This is a genomic window from Nocardia sp. NPDC127579, from assembly GCF_042672005.1.
Classification (GTDB): Bacteria; Actinomycetota; Actinomycetes; order Mycobacteriales; family Mycobacteriaceae; genus Nocardia.
The window spans coordinates 84,081-104,283 of sequence record NZ_JBHXVZ010000008.1; the positions used below are offsets into that span (position 1 = coordinate 84,081).

The window sequence follows — 20,203 nt, forward strand, 5'->3', positions numbered from 1 at the left end:
ACGGAAACGGGGACAGATCATGACGACATTCCGCGTCGACGCGGTGACACCGGCGGCCGAGCCGCTGCCCACCCGTCCGCTGGGTACGCACTATCCGGACGCGCTGGTGCTGGGCGGCGATCCGATGACCGCGGTGCTGGAACAGGACGGGGTGCATCCGCTCCTGAGCGCGGTGGGCCGGGCCTTCGCCGACCATCGGCCGCTGGTGCTGTCGCCGGATGCGGTGTGGCTCACCATCGCCGAGGGCGTGGCCCGCCATATCCGGCTGCACGCCGAGGAACTGCGGCCACGACTGGTCGACCACACCGGCCGGGCCGTGCTCGCGGTCGCGATCGACGGGCCTATGCCCACCGATCAGGTGGCGTGGGCCGAGGTGGTCACGCTGTTCGATCAGGCGCTGGCCGCCGCGGCGCGGCACAGCGACCTGTTCGAATGCGACTTCTCCACCAGCACGACCGTGGAGCAGGTCGCGGGGCGCGTCGTCGCGCTGGACGCCTACTCCGAGTACTTCGCGATGTGGCTGCTGTGCATCTGCGGTATCCCCTCGATCACGCTGACCGGCACAGTCGAGGACTGGCAGCGAATTCGTGACCGGATCGACCGGATCGCCGGCTTCGGACTCGAAACCTGGTGCCGTTCCCTGTGGCCCATCGCCGATCAGTTCGTCCAGGCGGCGGCCGGAAAACCCGACATCGAGTTCTGGCAGCGGATCTACAACCCGGTCGACGCCTACGGCGGGCACGCGATCACCGGCTGGATCACACGACTGTTCCCCTATCTCCAGGGCGGCAGCGACGGCACCTACGATTTCCCGAACCCGATGCTCGAGCTGCCGGTGGGCGAACCGCGCGACATCACCGTCGAGCGCCGCGGCTTCTACGACGGGCCCGGGCTTGCCAGCGTCACTGTCCCCGCCACCCTCTCCCGCGCCGTCATCACCGTCGCCGACAGCGCCGAATCCACCTGCGATGTCGCGCTGCGGGCGGGGCTGGTCGGCGTGGCCCAGGACGCGGACGGGGCACTGCGACCACTGCCGGGCTGGTACCTGGAGCTCGCGCCGCCCGACATCGACGAGGTGATCGACCGGATCATCGACGAGCACACCGTCACCGAGCCGGTCCCGGGCACACGCTTGCGCGACAGCGCCGCCGCCGACGTGCTGGCGCTCTACCGCCGGATCGGCTCGGCGTCGCTGTTCGACGGCGCCTGGCGCATCCTGCCTCTCACCGAGCATCGCACGATTCCCGTCCCCGGCACCTACCGCTCGATCCGGGTAATGATCGAGCTCGCCGACGGGACCGGCCTCGGCGCACTCGACGAAATCCATCTCGCCTCGAATTCCATGACCACCACCTGGTTCCGGTGCCGGCTCGACGGTTCCACCGAGACGCGCGCCTGCGGCACCTCGCTGCCGCACCTGCTCCTGGACGCGCTCGACCACGACGGCCGCGCACCGCGCACCGCGCCCGACCCCGGGACCGGCCTCCCCGGATAAGCGAGAGCGGCGTGGATCACGCGGTCCGCCGGAAATTGGGTGGACCGCGCGGGCGGATGCCCGGATGATCATCGAAATGACCTCGGTACCACCAGAACGCCTTCGGCTCGTCGGCCGCGAGGAGCCGTCCGCCGCCGCGCTCTCGTGGGTGATGAACCTCGACGACTCCGACTCACCACGCGACATCATCGACGCACTCGCCCTCGCGCCCTACGTGAACGGCGAACAGCCGCATGCCCTCTCGACCGAACTCGACGGCGTGAAGCCCGAAGCCTCCCTGCTGCCCGACGACGCCCGCATCCTGCGAACCAGCGACGACGAGAACACCAAGGCGCTCCTCGCGGTCGGTGAGGGCTGGACGCTGCGCGTCGTCCTGCGCGCCAGCGGCACCGCGCAACTCGATGTCTGTGCCGTGACCAAGGACCTGGCCCGCACGGTGCTCGAGGTGTGCACCACCGACGCGACGGTCGAGCCCGAAACCGATGCGAGTCAGGTGAGCATGGGTTTCTGGCATTACGGTGCGCACGGCCCGCAGCGCCGCGAACGCGTCATCGGTGCACCGGCGTGGTCGGAGATCGAGGGCAACTACGGCTCGGAGGTCGGCGCGGCCATGCACCGGCTGATGCGGGTGCGCGCCGCGGACGTCAACGGGCGGCTGCTGCTGTTGCACGGTCCGCCCGGCACCGGCAAGACCTCGGCGCTGCGCGCGCTGGCCCGCGAATGGTCGCCGTGGTGTCAGGTCGACTGTGTGCTCGATCCGGAACTGCTGTTCGCCAATCCCGGCTACCTCATGGAGGTAGCGATGGGCGTCGACACCTACGACGAGCACAAGCGCCGCTGGCGGCTGCTGGTCCTGGAGGATTGCGACGAACTGATCCGCGGCTCCGCGAAAGAGTCCACCGGCCAGGGACTCTCGCGCCTGCTCAACCTCACCGACGGCATGCTCGGTCAGGGCCGCGACGTCCTGGTCGCGATCACCACCAACGAGAATCTGTCGCGTCTGCACCCCGCCGTGATCCGCCCGGGCCGCTGCCTGGCCCAACTGGAGGTCGGCCGCCTCTCCAGCGCCGAGGCCACCGCCTGGCTCGACCGCGAACTCATCGACCGCGCCCGTCCCCCGGTCGGCCCCGATGGCATGTCCCTGGCCGAGCTCATCGAGGCCCGCGAAGACCGCCACCGCATCCACGCCGCCGAGCCGCCACCGCTCACCGACGGCGGCTACCTGTGAGTATCCCCAGGTGATTTCGCGTGCCGGGCTTTGCGCCTCCGCGGGATGAGTTGCGGCTGTATCCGATACGATGAACGATGGGTGCGCGATCGTGCTGGTGATTTCGTAGAGGGACAAAGGATCTACCGATGGCTGAAGACAGTGAATTCGATCGTCTCACCAAGGCCGCCGAGGGGAAATTCATTCGGCTGAAGCCGGATGCCGCGAAAGAATGCGCGAGGCTGTGCGGGGCCATGCTCACCGAACTCGACAGCGCAATCACCGAGGCCACCAAGCTCGCCGATGTCAAGGGATTCGGCACCATCGCGGACGCGGACGCACTCACCAAGCGCTACAACGACCGCGCGACCACGGGTGACTCCTCACTCAAGTACTCGCTGACCAAGCATCGCGAGGTCGTGAACGACATGATGGAGACCTTCATCGTGGCCGGCCGCGCGTATCTGCTGCACGAACAAGCCTCCGCTGACGCGCTGGCCACCTACAACACCGCGGTGGACAGTTATCGACCGAAGCCGAAATAGTCCGCGTCTATACCGCCGATGGAGGTGAACAATGGGTGACACACCCCAGCAGGATAAAAAGTCGTACAAACTCAACGAGTTCAAGCCGCAGAGCGCGGAGGGCGGCAAGACCGCGGTGCTCGGCCAAGAGGGCGGCATGGTCGGGACCGAACTCGGCGTTATCCCATGGGAAACGTACGGTAAAGACCTGGAAACCCTTGTGCGATACCGTGATACGATCGATCCCGAATCGGTGCGCACCATGGCGCGCAATTGGGGTGATCACGGCAAGAAGCTGTCCTCACTGGCCGCCGAATTCTCGAACCAGGTGAAAACGAAGATCATCGACTCCTGGGACTCCGACGGCGGCCGCCTCGCGGCCTCACCCGCGGTACAACGCTACGCCGATCAGTTGGTGAGCATGTCCAACGTGGTCAAGGCGGTCGCGAACAGCCTGAATTACTCGGCCGGCTACCTCGAGACCACGAAGAAGAACATCCCCGACGCGAACGGCAAACTGACCGACGGCAAGTCGATCGTGGAGAGCGACGGCGATTACGACACCCCGGAGACCCAGGCGCATCTGAAGCGCTTGCTCACCGATCGAGCCAACGATGTCATGAATCAGGTGTTCGTGCCCGGCGGGAAATCCGCGGACGCGACCATGCCGGTCTTCACGCTCCCGGCGGCGGTGACCGGAGATCTGCCCGACCCGACGAAGGACCCGACCAAGCAGCAGACCCCGACCGGCGGGCCGAAGCTCGGTGGCCCGGGCCCGGCCTCCCCGTCCACCAACCCCGCGCTCAAACAGCAGCAGGAAGCCCTCGCCGCCCAGCGCAAGGCGATCGAGGAGGCGCAGAAGCGCGCCGAGGAGGAGGCCAAGAAGCGCGCGGCCGAGATCGCCAAGCAGACCGCCGAGGCCGAACGACAGGCGGCCCAGCGCGCTGCCCAGCAGCAGGCACAACAGGCGCAGCAGGCCGCCCAGGAGGGCGTGCAGCAAGCCTTGCAGGCCGCGCAGCAGGCGGCGGAGCAAGGTCTGTCGGCCGCGCAACAGGCCGCGCAGGAGGGGTTGCAGGCGGCGAGCATGGCCGGCATGCCCGCGTCGCTGGCCGGGCTGGGCCAAGAGCTGGGCAAGGGCCTGGCCAAGGGCGCGGGCCCGGGTCCGGCTCCCAAGACCGGCGCGCTGAGTTCGGGCGCGGCACTGGCGAAAGACGCTGCCTCGAAGCTGTTCCCGCGCGCCACGGTCGGTACCACGGCGGCGACCGCCGCGATGGCCGGTCGCGGTCTGGCGGCCGCCGCGGGCACGCCCGGTATGCCCGGCGCGACGGGCGCCAGCGGCGCGGGCGGGCAGCAGGGCGGCCAGAACGACAAGCACAAGCGTCCGTCCTACCTCGACTCCACCGAGCACCTCGACGAGGCGTTCGGTGACGCGCCGGTGGCGTCGAAGCCGGTCGCCGACTGATGGCGGCGGTACATCGGGGACGATTGACATCGCTCGAGCTGGCGGTGCTGTGGGAACTCATGTCCAACGACAAGCTCCCCTTCCCGCTGGCGCACTGGCCCACCCACCAGTACGAGGACGACTACATCCGCGCGAAGAAGGAGACGGCGGAGCGGCTGCTGGCCTATCTCCCCGAGGACGCGGAACAGCTGTGGGAGGCCGCGGTCAATCCGGACATCGTCATCTGGGCGGCGGGCGAATCCCCCGACGATGAGACGGATATGTCCGCGGTGACGCGCGTGGTCGGATTGCGCCGCGAGGGCTACGCGGTGGTGCTGGTGCAGGAGCCCGGGGAGAGTATCGAGCGCGGCGGTGACATCGATGTCTACGAGACCGATATCCCCGGCCTGGCGCGAGCCGTGATCGAACACCTGCCGAAGGTGGGGCGCGGCACCCAGGGCGAGGTGCCGATCGTGTCCAAGCGGGCCGATCGGATGGAGTACGGGTACGGCTCCTCACGCGTGCTCGCGCCCAGTCAGTCGACGACGCACCAGCGTTCGGATGCCTGGCGCGGCGCGAAAGCGACCCAGATCGGTGAGCTGAAGGTCGAGCCGGGTGGCGGCGCGCACTGGATCCAGGATCGCCGCGGTTATCTGATGCGCTGGCGTGACCTGGCCGACGACGGCCGCTACCTGATCGAGCCCAGACCCAACCCGATCGCGATCCCCGTGGACGACAGGGCATTCGAGCGCATCGTCAACCAGTACGTCGCCGAGCTGGTGCGGCGGATCCGGGAGAACCGGCCCGCGATCCGCGACTTCCGCGTCCATTGAGCGTGCCGGCACCGGTGGTCTTCGATGAGATGACGCGGGATACGCTCGAATTCCTGCTGGAGACGCACCTGTACGAGCAGCGCCTGCCCGGTCTCGGCGCGGTGGTCGAGGTGGGCGCTGAGCGCTGGGAGTTCGCGCTCGGTGTCGCGGACGTGACCACCGGCGCGCCCTTCCGGCTCGGTGATCACCACCGCATCGGATGTGTCACCAAGTCGTTCACCGCGACGGCCGTGCTCCAGCAGATCGACCGCGGCCGCCTGCGTTTCGCGGATACGCTCGAATCGTTCGTGCCCGGCATCCCGAACGGCGGGGACATCACGGTCGAACACCTGCTGAACATGACCTCCGGTGTCGCCAATTTCGCCACCGCGCCGGACTGGCTGCCCGCGCACGAGAGCCTGTCCTTCGCCACCGCGGACGCGGACTGGCCGCAGCAGCGCAAGATCGATGTGATGCGCGCCGGCCCACCGGATTTCGCGCCGGGCGCCAAGGCCGCCTACTGCGACAGCAACTACATCCTGCTCGGCCTGGTGCTCGAGCAGGTGACCGGCCGACCCGCCGCCGAGGTGATCAACGAGGACGTGGTCGCGGCTGTGCCAGGCTTGACGAACACCGAATTCCCCTCGGTCGCGGCGCTTCCCGACCCGCATCCGACGATCTACACCGTGCTGCCGGACGGGCGCACCCTGCGCGCGCTGGGCGATATGAACCCGCAGGTGCTGTGGACGACCGGCGCCATGATCGCCACGATCGACGACCTGCTGATCTGGGTGCGCGAGCTCGCCGACGGCACACTGCTCTCGGCCGAGCTCCAGCGCGCGCGGTTGACGGCCACGCATCTGGACCGGCGGCGCGCCTTCCACCGCTACGGGCTCGGCGTGCAGCGGCTCGGCGCGCTGGTCGGCCACAATGCCGTCATGCCCGGCTCCTCGTGCGCGGTGTATCGCTATCCCGCCGAGGACATGTCGGTCGCGGTGGCGACCAATGTGTCCTCCGATGTCGATGCCATCAGCATGGAGATCGCACTCGGACTGGTGCGGGCGCTGTTCCCGGGGTTCGCCGATGAGTGAGCTCGCCGGGTCCGACCCGATCGTCATCGTCGGCATCGGATGCCGGTATCCGGGCGGCATCGCCTCCTCCGATGATCTGTGGCGCTTCGCCGCCGAAGGACACAGTGCCACTTCGGCATTCCCGATCGAGCGGGGCTGGGATCGGCGTCGGCTGCCGGCCTCGGTCACCGCCCGGCGCGGCAATTTCCTCGACGCGGCCGACGCTTTCGACCCGGCGTTCTTCGGTATCAGCCCGCGCGAGGCGCTGGCCATGGATCCGCAGCAGCGACTGCTGCTGGAAACCTCGTGGGAAGCCTTGGAGCGCAGCGGCATCGATCCGCTCTCGCTCGCCGAATCCGAGACCGGCGTCTATTTCGGCGTGGTCGCGATGGACTACGGCGGCCGAAGGGCCGCCGAGGGCGCGGGCATGGCGGGGCACCTCGCCACCGGCACCGCCCCGGCGGTCGCATCGGGACGGGTCGCGTATTCGCTCGGCCTGTCGGGCCCGGCGATCAGCGTGGATACGGCGTGCTCGTCGTCGCTGGTCGCGATCCACCTCGCGGCGCAGGGCCTGCGCACCGGTGACTGCACGCTCGCGCTGGCGGGCGGTGCGACGGTGCTCAGCTCCCCGAGCGCCATCGTCGGATTGGCCGAACTGGGAGCGCTCGCCGAAGACGGGCGGTGCAAACCGTTCTCGGCCGCCGCCGACGGCTTCGGGGTCGGCGAGGGCGTGGGAGTACTTGTCCTGGAACGCCTTTCCGACGCCCGCCGCAACGACCATCCGGTACTCGCGGTGCTGCGCGGGTCGGCCACCGCGCAGGACGGCGCCTCCAGCGGGCTGACGGTGCCCAACGGCCGCGCGCAGGAGCGGGTCATCCGCAAGGCACTCGCCGATGCCGGGCTGAGCCCGGACGACATCGACGTGGTGGAGGCGCACGGCACCGGAACGACGGTCGGCGATCCGATCGAGGCGACCGCCCTGCTCGCGACCTACGGCCGCGACCGCTCGGCCGCGACACCGTTGCTGGTCGGGTCGGTCAAGTCGAATATCGGGCACGCGCAGGCGGCGGCGGGCGTCGCCGGGGTGATCAAGATGGTGGAGGCGATCCGGCACGCGATGGTGCCGCCGACGCTGTACGCCGATCGGCTCACCACCGCGGTCGACTGGTCGGCCGGTGCCGTGCGGGTGGTCGCCGAGCCGACCGCGTGGCCGCCGGAGTCCACCGTGCGCCGCGCGGGCGTGTCGGCGTTCGGGATCAGCGGCACCAACGCCCATGTGATCCTGGAGCAGGCACCGGCCGAGACCACGACCGCACCGCGACACCGGCCGCCGGTTCCGGTCGCGCTCGAGCTCTCGGCGAAAACGGGACCGGCCTTGGCGCAGCAGGCTTCCCGGCTGCTGACCGCGCTGGACCACGATCCGGTGGATCTTGCCTGGTCGCTGGCGAGCGGCCGCGCGCGCCTGCCCCGTCGAGCCGTCGTCGTCGCAGCGAGCGGAGACGAGCTGCGGGCGGGCCTGACCGCGGTCGCCGAGGGGCGAGCCGCCGAGCACGTCGTCCTGACCGGCGGCCCGGCGGGCGGGCACGGCACCGTGTTCGTCTTTCCCGGGCAGGGCTCGCAGTGGATCGGCATGGCGACCGAACTGCTCGACACCGCACCGGTATTCGCCGCGCACATCGGCGAGTGCGCGGCCGTGTTCGCGGAGCTGGTGGACTGGTCGCTGCTGGATGTGCTGCGGCACGAGCCGGGCGCACCCGGATTGGATCGGGTCGATGTGGTGCAGCCCGTGCTGTTCGCCGTGATGACCGCGCTGGCCCGGCTCTGGCAGTCCATCGGTGTCGAACCGGCCGCGGTCATCGGTCACTCGCAGGGTGAGATCGCGGCCGCCCATATCGCCGGGGTGCTGTCGCTGGCCGATGCCGCCCGGGTCGTCATCGCCCGCGCACGCGCGCTGGTCGGGCTGGCGGAGCAGGGCGGCATGGTCGCGCTACCGCTACCGGTCGAGGAGGTCGGCACGCTACTCGACAAATGGCCCGGCCGGCTCGGCGTCGCGGCGATCAACGGCCCGCGCTCGACCGTGGTGTCCGGCGAGGCGGCGGCCGTCGCCGAACTGATCGCCCACTGCGCCGCCAACGACCTGCGCGCCAAACGGATTCCGGTGAACTACGCCGCGCATTCGGCCCAGGTGGACGCGCTCGACGCCGAGCTGCGATCGGCGCTGACCGGAATCGCGCCCGCGGTGAGCGCGATCCCGGTCATCTCGACGGTCACCGGCGACCGGCTCGACCCGGCGACCATGGACGCCGGATACTGGTTCCGCAACCTCAGGCAGCCGGTGCGATTCGACTCGGCGATCCGCGCCGCCCACGACCGGGGTTACCGCAAGTTCGTCGAGGTCAGCCCGCATCCGGTGCTGACCATCGGCATCCAGGAGACCCTCGACACCGCCGAGGTGACGGTCACCGAGACCGTGCGCCGCGACCAGGGCGGCCTGCGCCGCTTCCTGCTCTCGGCCGCGCAACTGGGCGCCGCGTGGCAGCCCTATCTGCGGCCGCTGCGACCGCGGCGGGTGGAGCTACCGGTATATCCGTTCCAGCACAGCAGATTCTGGCTCGCACCCGACGACGGCGGGCCCGGCGCCGTGCATCCGTTCATCGACGCGATCGTCGAGCATCCCGAATCCGGGGAGCTGACCTTCGCCGGTGAGGTGTCCCTGGACCGGCAGCCCTGGCTGGCCGACCACGCCGTCGCGGCGACGGTCCTGCTGCCGGGCGCCGCGACCGTCGAACTCGTGCTGTCGATCGGCGCGCGCGCCGGTTGCCCGCGGCTGGCCGAACTCGTCCTGCACGCGCCGGTCCTGGTCACCGAATCCGAAGCGGTGCAACTCCATACGGTCCTCGAGACACCCGATGCGGCGGGCCGGCGACCGGTCCGGTGCTATACCCGCACCGACGAGTCGGCGCAGTGGACGCTGCACGCCGTGGGCGCTGTCACGAGCGAGCACGGTGATCCACCGCCGGCCGCCGCGGTGTGGCCGCCGGTGGACGCGACGCCGGTCGATGTCACCGACTTCTACGAACGCTGCGCGAGCCGCGGCTACGAGTACGGCCCGGCCTTTCGCGGGCTGCGCGCCGCGTGGGTGCGCGACCGCGAGTTCTTCGCCGAGGTCCGCGCGCCGCTGCCATCCGGCACGGCGGGATTCGGCGTGCACCCGGCACTGCTGGACGCCGCGCTGCACGTGCTGATCGAACCCTTCGCCGGACCCGAATCCAGCACGGTGCGTCTGCCCTTCGCCTGGGAGGGGGTCGAGCTGTGTGCAGCCGGCGCGACGGCGCTGCGGGTGCACGCGGTGCGGCAGGCCGAGGACCGCGCCACGGTGACGCTGTTCGACACCACCGGCACGGTGGTCGCCACGATCGATGCGCTCGCCTCGCGGCCGATCGACCGGCGGCAGCTGGGCGGGCCGGTGTACGGACTGGACTGGGTCCCGGTCGCCGCCGCGGCATCGCGGTGGGATCGCAGCGGCAAGACGCCCAATATTCTACGCTGCCAGGCGATTCCCGTGCCCGACGGCGACCTGCCCGGGGCGGTCCACGCCCGCGCGGCCGCGGTCCTCGCACAGATCCAGCGGTGGCTCGAACGCGACGACGACAGCCCGCTGGTGGTCGTCACCCGGCGGGCGGTCGCGGTGACCAGCGGCGAGGATGTCGAGGATCTCGTGCACGCGCCGGTATGGGGGCTGCTGCGCGCCGCGCAGAACGAGCACCCGGGGCGGATCGCGCTGGTGGATGTCGAGGACTGGTCCCAGCGGCGCGCGGCGATCGCGGCGGCGCTGGCCCTGGTCGGCGTCGAACCGCAGCTCGCCTACCGGCGCGGAATCACCTACGCGCCCAGGCTCTTTCCCGCCCGCACCGATCTCGTCGGCAATTCCGAGCTGGTCGAGACGCGATCATGGCGCTTGCGGACCGCCGGCCGCGGCACGCTCCAGTCGGCCAACCTGCGCCTGGCTGCGCTGCCGGAACCACGAGCGGCGTTGCGGGACGGCGAGATCCGGGTCGCGGTGCGCGCGGCCGGCCTCAACTTCCGCGACGTCCTGATCGCGCTCGGTATGTACGACGCGGGCCACGCGGAGCCGGGCGCCGACGGCGCCGGGGTCGTGCTCGAGGTCGCCCCCGATGTCGCCGCGGTCGCGCCGGGTGATCGGGTGATGGGTCTGCTGGGGCCGATCGCGTCCACCGTCACCGTCGATCACCGGCTGGTGGTGCCGATTCCGGCCGGATTGTCCTTCGCGGAGGCCGCGACGATCCCGGCGGTGTTCCTCACCGCCTATGTCGCACTGCGCGATCTCGCGCGGCTGGCGCCGGGCGAGCGGCTGCTGGTGCACGCTGCGACCGGCGGGGTCGGCTGGGCGGCCATCGCACTGGCGCGACACTGGGGCGCCGAACTGTTCGGCACGGCCGGCCCGGGTAAGCAGCATGTACTCCGGGAACTCGGCCTCGACGAGGACCATATCGGCGACTCGCGCACGGTCGAATTCGAGCGGACCTTCCGCGCGACCACCGGCGGCACCGGGGTCGACGTCGTACTCGACTCGCTCGCAGGCGAATTCGTCGACGCCTCGCTTCGTCTCACGGCCCCCGGCGGCCGGTTCATCGAGCTGGGCAAAACCGATGTCCGCGATCCGGCGGCCGTCGCGGCCGCGTATCCCGGGGTGGCGTACCAGGCGTTCATCCTGGTCGAGATCGGCCCGGATCGGATCCAGCAGCGACTGACCGAGATCGCCGCACTGTTCGAATCCGGTGTGCTGCGCCCGATCCCGGTCAGCCGCTGGGATATTCGCCGCGCGCCGGAAGCCCTGCGCTACCTCGGTCAGGCGCGCCACGTCGGCAAGCTGGCGCTGACGATCCCGGATCAGCCGCAGCCGACGGGCTCGGTCCTGATCACCGGCGGCACCGGTGTCATCGGCGCGATGCTGGCCCGGCACCTGGCGGGCCGCCACGGCATCCGGAACCTGGTCCTGCTCAGCCGCAGCGGCGCGGACGCGCCCGGTGCGGCACAGCTGCGCACCGAGCTCGCCGCGCTCGGCGCGACCGTCGACATCGTGGCATGCGATGCCGCGCAGCGTGATTCGCTGCGGGAGGTGATCGCGCGGATCGACCCGCCGTTGACCGGCGTGATCCACGCCGCGGGCGTGCTCGACGACGCGGTGATCGACACGATGACCCCGGCGCAGCTGGAGACCGTGCTGCGGCCGAAGGTCGACGCCGCCTGGAATCTGCACGAGGCGACCGCCGGGCTGGAGCTGTCGATGTTCGTCCTGTTCTCCTCGATCGCGGGCGTCTTCGGGCCGGCCGGTCAAGCCAACTACGCCGCGGCCAACGCCTTTGTCGACGCGCTCGCCGCGCACCGCCACCAGCGCGGTCTGCCCGCGGTGGCGCTGGGCTGGGGCTTCTGGGCCTCGGCGACCGGCATGACCGGGCATCTGCGCAGGCAGGACCGCTCCCGGTTGGAGCGGGCCGGATCCATCGCGATGTCCTCGGCCGAGGCGCTGGAACTGTTCGACGAGGCGATCGAGCTCGGTCGCCCGTATGTCCTGCCCGCCCGGCTCAATATCCCCGGCCTGCAATTGGAGCCGGCACCGCCGGCCTTGGTGCGCGGCCTGCTGCGCGCGACGCCGAAGGCCGGTGTCACGCCGCTCGCGCCCGCTCTCGGCCACCTCGCCGACCTGACCCCGGCCCAGCGACAAGAGCGGCTGCACGCGCTCGTGCGGTCGACCGCGGCCGCGGTGCTCGGTTACGACGGCCCGGCCGCCATCGGAGCCGACCAGCCGTTCAAGGAACTCGGCTTCGACTCGCTCAGCGCCGTCGAATTCCGCAACCGCCTCCAGACCGCCCTCGACATTCCCCTGCCGACCACGGTCGTCTTCGACCACCCCACGGCAGCCGCCCTGACCGCCCACCTCTGCGCGATCTGGGACCAGCGCGCCGGCACTTGAGGGTGCGGAACGTCAGCCGCGCCGGAGGGTGAGTATCGAGATGTCCGGCGGTGCGGCGACACGTACCGGTGGACCCCACGCGCCGACACCGCGGGTGGTGTAGCGCTGCATGGCGCCGACGCGGTCGAGGCCGAAGACCGTGCCGTTGACCCAGCCCACGACGTAATTCAGCGGCCACATCTGGCCGCCGTGGGTGTGACCGGAGATCTGGAGGTCGACCCCGCGGTCGGCCGCGTCCGGCGCCTGACGCGGCTGATGGGCGAGCAGGATGAGGAACCGGTCGGGGCGATGCCCGGTCAGCGCCGAGTCCAGGTCGGGTCCCCACGGGTCCGGGGCATCGAAGTCGTAGACGCCCGCGATCTCCACCGTGGCCGCGCCGACCTCGATCTCGGCGCGCTGGTTGCGTAAGGTCCGCAGCCCCAGGCTCTCCCAGTAGTCCATCCAGTCCCCGACGCCGTCGACATAACCCTCGTGATTACCCGCGACCGCGAACATGCCGTATCTCGAGCGTAATTCCGCCACCGGCGCGATATCGGGCCCGACGAGTTCGACCGAACCGTCGATCAGATCGCCGGGCAGCACGATCAGGTCCGGCCGCTGCTCGTTGACCAGGTCGACCACCCGCCGGGTGAAGGCCGCGCCGCGCGCCGCGCCGACATGGATATCGGACACCACGGCGACCCGCAGACCGTCGAGCTCGGCGGGCAGCTTCGACGAGCGCACCTGCACCTGTACCACCCGCGGCGTATTCGCCTCGTACACCCCGTAGGCCACCGCGCCCACCGACGCCACGACCAGCCCGGCCGAGAGCGCCCGGGTCAGCCGCAGGCGTCCGGAAAACTTCGCCCAGCGGGCGAGCAGCAGCACGATGCCGACCAGCAGCAGCCCGAGCAGCAGGTAGAACATCACCGCGGCCCAGGTGAGACCGAACCAGACGATCGGCCGGATCGGTTCCGGGGAATAGAATCCGCCCGCGCCGAGCGCGACGACGACGGTGAGCCACAGCGCGCCCAGCGTGACCGCGCCCGCGATCCTCGGGTATCCGGTCATGCCCGTGGCGCGCACCAATCGGCGATAGAGCAGCCAGTGAACCAGGGCGAGCACGCTGCCGCCGATGACTATTCGCAGCACAGGCCGCCCTCTCGGTATCTCCGCGATCCGCTCTGCGGTCGCCCGGTCAGCGTAGTTCGCCGGATCGGGCGTCGTCCGGCACACCACCGCTCCCCCGATCGGGGGAGCCGCACATCGATCTCGTGGGCGACGCGGATGATCACCGGCTTTTTCTAGCGTCGAAGCTCTCATCCGTTTCGGCCCCGCGGGCCCCCACCTCAGGAGTTACCGTGCTCGGCGCTTTCCGCTCGGCCGCCCGAACCCCGGATCTGCGACGCAAGGTGCTCGTGACGCTCGGGCTGCTCACGCTGTTCCGCTTCGGCGCGACACTGCCCGCTCCCGGTGTGGATTTCGCAGCGGTGCGCACCTGCAACGAGCTGAACTCCGGCGGCGACTCGGCCGGGATCTACCAGCTCATCGATCTCTTCTCCGGCGGATCGATGTTGCAGCTGTCGGTGTTCGCGGTCGGGATCATGCCTTACATCACCGCGAGCATCGTCACCCAACTGCTGACGGTCGTCATCCCCCGCTTCGAAGAGCTACGGCGCGAGGGGCTTTCGGGCCAGGCGAAGCTCACGCAGTACACGCGCTACCTGGCCATGGCACTGGCCCTGCTGCAATCGGCCACGCTGGTCGCATTGGCCGCTCGCGGGCAGCTGCTACGCGGGTGCCCGGAGGGGATCTTCGCCGACCGTTCGCTGTTCGGCATGATCACCGCCGTGCTGGTGATGACCGGGGGCGCGGCGCTGGTCATGTGGTTCGGTGAGCTGATCACCGAACGCGGCGCCGGCAACGGCATGTCGTTGCTCATTCTGGCGGGCATAGTCTCCCAGCTCGTGGGCCAGGGACGGTCGCTGCTGGAGAACCAGGGCAGCATCGTGTTCGCCGCGGTGTGCTGCGCGATGGGCGCGATGGTGGTCGGCGTGATCTTCATCGAGCAAGCCCAGCGCCGGATTCCGGTGCAGTACGCCAAACGGGTGGTCGGGCGCAAGCAGTACGGCGGCACGTCGACCTACCTGCCGTTCAAGGTCAACCAGGCGGGGGTGATCCCGGTCATCTTCGCCTCCTCGCTGCTGTCACTTCCGCGGATGCTCACGGAGTTCACCCAGGACAGGTCCGGACTGTTCCAACAGGTGATACAGCGGTATGTGGGTAATCCGAACCATCCCGTGCACATCGCCGGATATTTCGCGCTCATCGTCTTCTTCAGCTACTTCTATGTCTCGATCACCGTCGATCCCCGCGAGCGCGCGGCGGAGATGAAGAAGTTCGGCGGCTTCATCCCCGGCCATCGGCCGGGCCGGCCGACCGCCGCCTACCTGGGCTATGTCCTGAATCGGATCACGCTGCCCGGATCGCTGTATCTCGGTGCCGTCGTGGTGCTGCCGAGTCTGCTGCTGGGCGGCGCGTCCGGATCGACGACCGCGCTCGCGCTCGGCGGCACCTCCGCGCTGATCATGGTGAGCGTCGCCCTGGACACCGTCAAACAGCTGGAAAGCCAAGTGCTGAACCGGAACTACGAGGGGTTCCTGAATTGAGCGGTCACGGGGGCGCGACCAGGCCGACACGCCTACTGTCGGGAAGCATGGTCGCGAATTCCTCGCATCGTGCGCTGCTGCGCGTGGTGTCCACCGTTGTCCTCGCACTCACCGCGATGACGCTCGGAATACCTGCCGCGCACGCGAGTTCGCGACCGGCGCCCGCCGCGGACTCGGCTCCTCGTGCGCGACAGATGATCTCGGTGTTGCTGGCGGACGGTCAACTGTTCTTCCGAACGGGCATGCGCGCCGCGATCGCCGGGCAGGCCGACCTGAGCTGCGTCGCCGAGGTGGGCGACGGTCCGGCCGCGGTCCGTGAGATCCAGCGGCTGCGCCCGGACGTCGCGCTGGTCGATCTCGATCTGCCCGGCCTGGCGGCGACGCCGTTCGAGGCCGGCGTCACCCGTGTGCTCGCGCTCGGCGCCGAGCACACCGACGAGAACCTCTATCGCGCACTGCGGCTCGGCGCGACCGGGTTCTTCGCCCGGCCCCGGCCGGTCAACGACCTGCTCGCCGCCGTCCGGGCGGCCGTCCACGGCACCGCCCTGATCGACCCGGTGCTGACCCGGCAGCTGGTCACCCGGCTGTCCGCAGGCGGCGAACCGTTCCCCGCACCGCCGCAGGCCGAAACCCTCACTCCCCGTGAGCACGACGTGCTCGGGTTGCTCGCGCAGGGCTACACCAATCCCGAGATCGGCCGCGCGCTCGGGATCGGCGCGCAGACCGTCAAGACACACGTCTCGCATGTGCTCACCAAACTCGGTGTCCGAGACCGCGTCCATGCCGCGGTCTACGCGCATCGCCGGCACATCGGGTAGGCAGGCCCGGACTGGCATGATCGCCCTGTGCATCTACGATTCGGTATTCAGTTGGCCCCCACCGTGTCCGAGCTCCCCCGGGTGCGTGCGCTGGCGCGTCGGGCCGACCGGGAGGGCCTGGACCTGCTCGGCATCCAGGATCACCCGTACTCCGGTGGACTCGCCGACACCTTCGCGGTGATCGCCACCGTGCTCGCGGAAACCGAACGGCTGCGGGTGTTTCCGGATGTGGCGAGCCTGCCGCTGCGCGGGCCCGCCATGCTCGGCAAGCAGGCCGCGACCCTGGACCTGCTCAGCGGCGGCCGATTCGAACTCGCCCTGGGCGCGGGCGCGTTCTGGCCCGCGATCGGCGCCATGGGCGGCCCGGTGCGCTCGAATCCCGAGGCGCTGCGGGCGCTGGCGGAGGCCACCGAGATCATCCGCGCCATGTGGCGTCCCGGCACCAAGGCGAAAGTCGAAGGTGCGTACTACTCCGTGACCGGCGTGCAGTCCGGCCCCGCGCCCGCCCATCCGGTCGGGATCTGGTTCGGCAGCGTCGGCCCCAAGGCCAACGCCCTGACGGGACAGATCGCCGACGGGTGGGCCGCACCCATCCCCCACTACCTGCCCTACGAGAAATGGCAAGCGGCCCAGGACATCATCTCCGCCGCCGCCCTCGACGCCGGACGCGATCCCGCCGCCATCACCCGGATGGCCCAGCTCGTCGGAACGATCACCGATACCCCCGGCCCGGTCACCCTGCGTGGCGAGGAACCGATTCGTACCGATGCCGCGGGCTGGGCTCGTATCCTCGCCGATCTCGCTGCCGGGACCGGCTTCGACACCTTCGTGTACTGGCCCGAAACCCAGGACGAGGACCAACTTCGCCGCTGGATCGGCGACGTCGTACCCGCAACCCGGGAGCTGTGTCACTGAAAACCTCATAGTCTCAGAGAAGTCCAGCTCACTCTTCCCGAATTCCATCAGGCAAAACCCTATGTGCCGATGAGGAATCATCAGTAACATATGGCGCGATGGACGGCGCCTGCGCCGGATCGGTCGAGAGAGAAGGACGCACATGACGATGCCGGAGATTCTGCCGCCACTGACCCTGGACCAGGTTCGGATCCCGATCCCCGACACCTATCGGTCGCCGCGCAGGCGGCCCGCGAAGCTCGCCGATTCGCTCGACTTCTGGATGTTCGCGGGCGCGGCGGCCAATGTGGCCATGCAGTTCTCACATCCCGGGGTCGCGGCCGGCGTCATGGAGAGCACCGTCGAGTCCGGAGCACTGATGGTGCATCCATGGAAGCGGTTGCGCACCACGTCTTCCTACCTGGCGGTCGCGATTCTCGGCACGCCCGAGGAGAAGGCGGAGTTCCGCAAGGCTGTCGATGTGGCGCACCGGCAGGTGCGGTCCGGACCGAACTCGAAGGTCAAGTACAACGCCTTCGACCGCGACCTCCAGCTGTACGTGGCGGCCTCGATCTACATCGGATTCGAGGATTCGCACCAGTTGATCCACGGCAAGATGTCGGCGGAGGAACTGGAGGCGTTCTATCAGGGCGCCGACACCTTCGGCACCACTCTCCAGGTGCATCCGGACATGTGGCCCAAGACCCGGGCCGACTTCGACACGTACTGGCTCGAGGCGTGCCGCCATGTCGTCATCGACGACGACTTCCGCGCCTACGTCAGCGATCTGATCGATCTGCGGATGATCGCCTTTCCGTTGCGCCTGATCTTCGCGAATCTGTTGCACTTCCTGACCGTCGGCTTCCTGCCGCAGCACTTCCGCGATCAGATGGGCGTGGCGTGGTCCACGTCGGACCAGCGCCGGTTCGAGCACCTCTTCCTGTTCGTCGGCTTCGTCAACCGGTTCATTCCGAAGTTCATCCGCTTCGCGGGCACCAAGTCGATGATGCGCGATGTCCAGCGCAAGATCCGCAAGCAGAGGGCTCTGATCTAGCCGTCCGTTATGTTAATGTTCATTCCGCCCTTGTGAACAAGGCGTGAAGACATGACCTGCATGCTACTTCCATAGAAGTGGCTCACCATTCTCCGCCTTGAAAGAACGGACCCGCAATGCTCAAACGGTTGGACCGGATACTCAGCTACGAGATGAAGGTGTCGGAGTTCCTCGGCACCCTGATCATTCTCGGCATCCCGTACGGCGGGATCGGGCTAATCTGGACCCTCACCCACACGTCACATCTGAAACAGCTCGACGGACTCGACGTGATCATCTCGTTCCTCGGATCCATCGTGTGCTGGCCGGTCCTCACCTTCGCGAATGTGTACATGACCTGATGATGGCGCTGGTCTGGCTCATCGACATCCTGGTGATCGGCGTCAAGATCCTCGGTGGGCGAACGAAAGTCAATCCTGTACTGCGCTACGGACTCTGGGTAGCCGTGCTCTGCGCCCTGGTCGGTGGAGTGACCGTCCTCGGCGTCCTCGGCGTCCTGCTCCAGCGCCACCTGGACGGCCTGGCATGAGCACGAAGCCGGTCACCGAATCCGGTGAGCTGACGCGAATCACCGACAGCCTCGGCGATCTGTGGCGGCGGCACCCACAGCGGTCGCTGGAAACGCTCGGCCGCCAGGTACAGCTGGGCCGGGAGGCGGTGCGGCAACTGGTTGTCTCCCTGGCGCGCAGGCGATTCCCGTACCAGGAATTCATCAAGCAGTGCGCCTTCATGGCCAGCGTCTCCGCGGCGCCGACCGTGCTCGTCGCGATCCCGATCGCGGTCGTGGTATCGATTCAGATCGGCGCGCTGGTCAATCAGGTCGGCGCGACCACGTTCATCGGCGCGGTGGCCGGGCTCGGCATCATCCGGCAGGGCGCGCCGCTGGTCACCTCGCTCATGATCGCGGGCGCGGTCGGTTCGGCCATCTGCGCCGACCTGGGCTCGCGCACCATTCGCGAGGAGATCGACGCCATGATGGTGATGGGCGTGGATCCCGTGCGGCGGCTGGTCGCGCCCCGGTTGGCGGCAGCGGTGCTGGTCAGCATGTTGCTGTGCGGCTTCATCGTTTTCGTCGGTTTCGCGACGGCCTACATGTTCAACGTGTACGCCCAGTCCGGCACGCCGGGCTCGTTCATTTCCTCGTTCGCCTCGTTCGCGGTCGCAGGCGACCTGGTCGTGGCGCTGGTGAAGGCGGCCATCTTCGGCGCGCTGACCGCCGTCATCGCCTGCGATATCGGCCTGCACGCCAAGGGCGGGCCGGGCGGCGTCGCCGATGCGGTGAACTCCGCGGTGGTGAGCTCGGCCCTGATGTTGTTCGCCACCAACATCATTCTCACGCAGCTGTACAACACGCTGTTCCCGACGAAGGTGATCTGACGTGGGCAGTAGCTACACTCCCCCGGCGCTCAAACCGGTACGCCTGGTGGGCGACGCGGTGGCGGTGCCGGTGCAGGCCAACCAGCGGCTCGGGCACCAGGCCATCACCTTCTTCCAGGCGGTCGGCGCGATGCCGTACGCGATTCGGCACTATCGCAAGGAATTCCTGCGCCTGACCGCCGATGTCGGCTGGGGCAACGGCTCGCTGGTGGTCGGCGGCGGCACCATCGGCGTCGTGATCATGCTGTGTGGATTCGCGGGCGTCACGGTCGGCATGGAGTCCTTCTCGGCCCTGAACCTGCTCACCATGAGCCCGCTCACCGGCGCGATCTCCGGGTTCGCGATCACCCGCGAACTCGCCCCGATCATCGCCACCCTCGCCTTCGCGATTCAGGCGGGGTGCCGGTTCACCGCCCAGCTCGGGGCCATGCGTATCTCCGAGGAGATCGACGCGCTGGAATCCCTTGCCATCCGGCCACTTCCGTATCTGATCAGCACCCGCATGATCGCCTCGACGCTGACGCTCATCCCGCTCTACAGCGTCGGGCTGGCGGTCGCCTATCTCGCCACCAAGCTGTCGGTGCTGATCCTCGGCGGTACCACCGCGGGCACCTACGACCACTACTTCTATCAGTTCCTGCTCGGACCGGACGTGTTCTGGTCGCTGCTCAAAGTCGTTGTGTTCGTATTACTTTCCACCTTCATCCAGTGCTACCACGGCTTCACCGCCAGCGGCGGGCCCGAGGGCGTCGGCGTCGCGGCGGGACGCGCGCTGAAGTCGGTGATCGTCGTCGTGGTCTTCGCCGATCTGTTCATGACTCTCGCGATCTGGGGTATCGATCCCGGATTCCGGATCTCCGGATAGGAG

General features: G+C 69.1%; 16 protein-coding genes. 15 read left to right on the forward strand and 1 reads right to left on the reverse strand.

The window, feature by feature from the left end; genetic code table 11:
- The first annotated feature begins 19 nt into the window (after positions 1-19).
- The 7 genes from ACFVMC_RS25515 to ACFVMC_RS25545 all read left to right on the forward strand — a co-directional run bounded on the left by ACFVMC_RS25515 (position 20) and on the right by ACFVMC_RS25545 (position 12,544).
- Positions 20-1,495 carry a DUF4419 domain-containing protein gene (locus ACFVMC_RS25515; protein WP_379214230.1) on the forward strand — a complete coding sequence of 492 codons (1,476 nt, stop codon included), beginning with the start codon at positions 20-22 and terminating at the stop codon, positions 1,493-1,495.
- 76 nt (positions 1,496-1,571) lie between these two features.
- Positions 1,572-2,723, forward strand: a complete 1,152-nt coding sequence (locus ACFVMC_RS25520) for a DUF5925 domain-containing protein (RefSeq protein ID WP_379214231.1) — start codon at positions 1,572-1,574, stop codon at positions 2,721-2,723.
- Between the two features lie 128 nt (positions 2,724-2,851).
- Positions 2,852-3,247 (forward strand): hypothetical protein, encoded by a 396-nt coding sequence (locus tag ACFVMC_RS25525; RefSeq protein ID WP_379214232.1) that lies wholly within the window; start codon positions 2,852-2,854, stop codon positions 3,245-3,247.
- 31 nt (positions 3,248-3,278) lie between these two features.
- Positions 3,279-4,688 carry a cell envelope integrity protein TolA gene (locus tag ACFVMC_RS25530; RefSeq protein ID WP_379214233.1) on the forward strand — a complete coding sequence of 470 codons (1,410 nt, stop codon included), beginning with the start codon at positions 3,279-3,281 and terminating at the stop codon, positions 4,686-4,688.
- 23 nt (positions 4,689-4,711) lie between these two features.
- Positions 4,712-5,500, forward strand: coding sequence for an ESX secretion-associated protein EspG (locus ACFVMC_RS25535; protein WP_379214235.1), 789 nt, complete (start codon positions 4,712-4,714; stop codon positions 5,498-5,500).
- Between the two features lie 29 nt (positions 5,501-5,529).
- Positions 5,530-6,570 carry a serine hydrolase domain-containing protein gene (locus tag ACFVMC_RS25540; RefSeq protein ID WP_379214237.1) on the forward strand — a complete coding sequence of 347 codons (1,041 nt, stop codon included), beginning with the start codon at positions 5,530-5,532 and terminating at the stop codon, positions 6,568-6,570.
- Complete coding sequence (locus tag ACFVMC_RS25545) at positions 6,563-12,544, forward strand: type I polyketide synthase (protein ID WP_379214239.1); 5,982 nt, start codon at positions 6,563-6,565, stop codon at positions 12,542-12,544. Before ACFVMC_RS25540 ends, ACFVMC_RS25545 begins: the two co-directional genes overlap by 8 nt.
- Positions 12,545-12,556: 12 nt before the next feature.
- On the opposite strand, the gene ACFVMC_RS25550 is transcribed toward ACFVMC_RS25545, so the two are convergent.
- Positions 12,557-13,675, reverse strand: a complete 1,119-nt coding sequence (locus tag ACFVMC_RS25550) for a metallophosphoesterase (RefSeq protein ID WP_379214241.1) — start codon at positions 13,673-13,675, stop codon at positions 12,557-12,559.
- Between the two features lie 209 nt (positions 13,676-13,884).
- On the opposite strand from ACFVMC_RS25550, the gene secY reads away from it, so the two are divergent.
- From secY to ACFVMC_RS25590, 8 genes are all read left to right on the forward strand, one after another.
- The gene (gene secY, locus ACFVMC_RS25555) at positions 13,885-15,192 is read left to right on the forward strand and encodes a preprotein translocase subunit SecY (protein ID WP_379214243.1); all 1,308 of its coding nucleotides are present in this window, start codon (positions 13,885-13,887) and stop codon (positions 15,190-15,192) included.
- 47 nt (positions 15,193-15,239) lie between these two features.
- On the forward strand, positions 15,240-16,010 hold the full coding sequence (locus ACFVMC_RS25560; RefSeq protein WP_379214244.1) for a LuxR C-terminal-related transcriptional regulator: 771 nt from the start codon (positions 15,240-15,242) through the stop codon (positions 16,008-16,010).
- Positions 16,011-16,037: 27 nt separating this feature from the next.
- Positions 16,038-16,925 (forward strand): LLM class flavin-dependent oxidoreductase, encoded by an 888-nt coding sequence (locus tag ACFVMC_RS25565; RefSeq protein WP_379214246.1) that lies wholly within the window; start codon positions 16,038-16,040, stop codon positions 16,923-16,925.
- Positions 16,926-17,067: 142 nt separating this feature from the next.
- Positions 17,068-17,958 (forward strand): oxygenase MpaB family protein, encoded by an 891-nt coding sequence (locus ACFVMC_RS25570; RefSeq protein WP_379214248.1) that lies wholly within the window; start codon positions 17,068-17,070, stop codon positions 17,956-17,958.
- A gap of 116 nt (positions 17,959-18,074) precedes the next feature.
- Positions 18,075-18,299: a hypothetical protein gene (locus tag ACFVMC_RS25575; RefSeq protein WP_379214250.1), complete on the forward strand. Its 225-nt coding sequence runs from the start codon at positions 18,075-18,077 to the stop codon at positions 18,297-18,299.
- The gene (locus tag ACFVMC_RS25580; RefSeq protein ID WP_379214252.1) at positions 18,299-18,487 is read left to right on the forward strand and encodes a hypothetical protein; all 189 of its coding nucleotides are present in this window, start codon (positions 18,299-18,301) and stop codon (positions 18,485-18,487) included. Before ACFVMC_RS25575 ends, ACFVMC_RS25580 begins: the two co-directional genes overlap by 1 nt.
- Positions 18,484-19,335 (forward strand): MlaE family ABC transporter permease, encoded by an 852-nt coding sequence (locus tag ACFVMC_RS25585; protein ID WP_379214254.1) that lies wholly within the window; start codon positions 18,484-18,486, stop codon positions 19,333-19,335. Before ACFVMC_RS25580 ends, ACFVMC_RS25585 begins: the two co-directional genes overlap by 4 nt.
- A 1-nt stretch (position 19,336) precedes the next feature.
- Positions 19,337-20,200, forward strand: coding sequence for an ABC transporter permease (locus tag ACFVMC_RS25590; protein WP_379214256.1), 864 nt, complete (start codon positions 19,337-19,339; stop codon positions 20,198-20,200).
- The last annotated feature ends 3 nt before the right edge of the window (positions 20,201-20,203 follow it).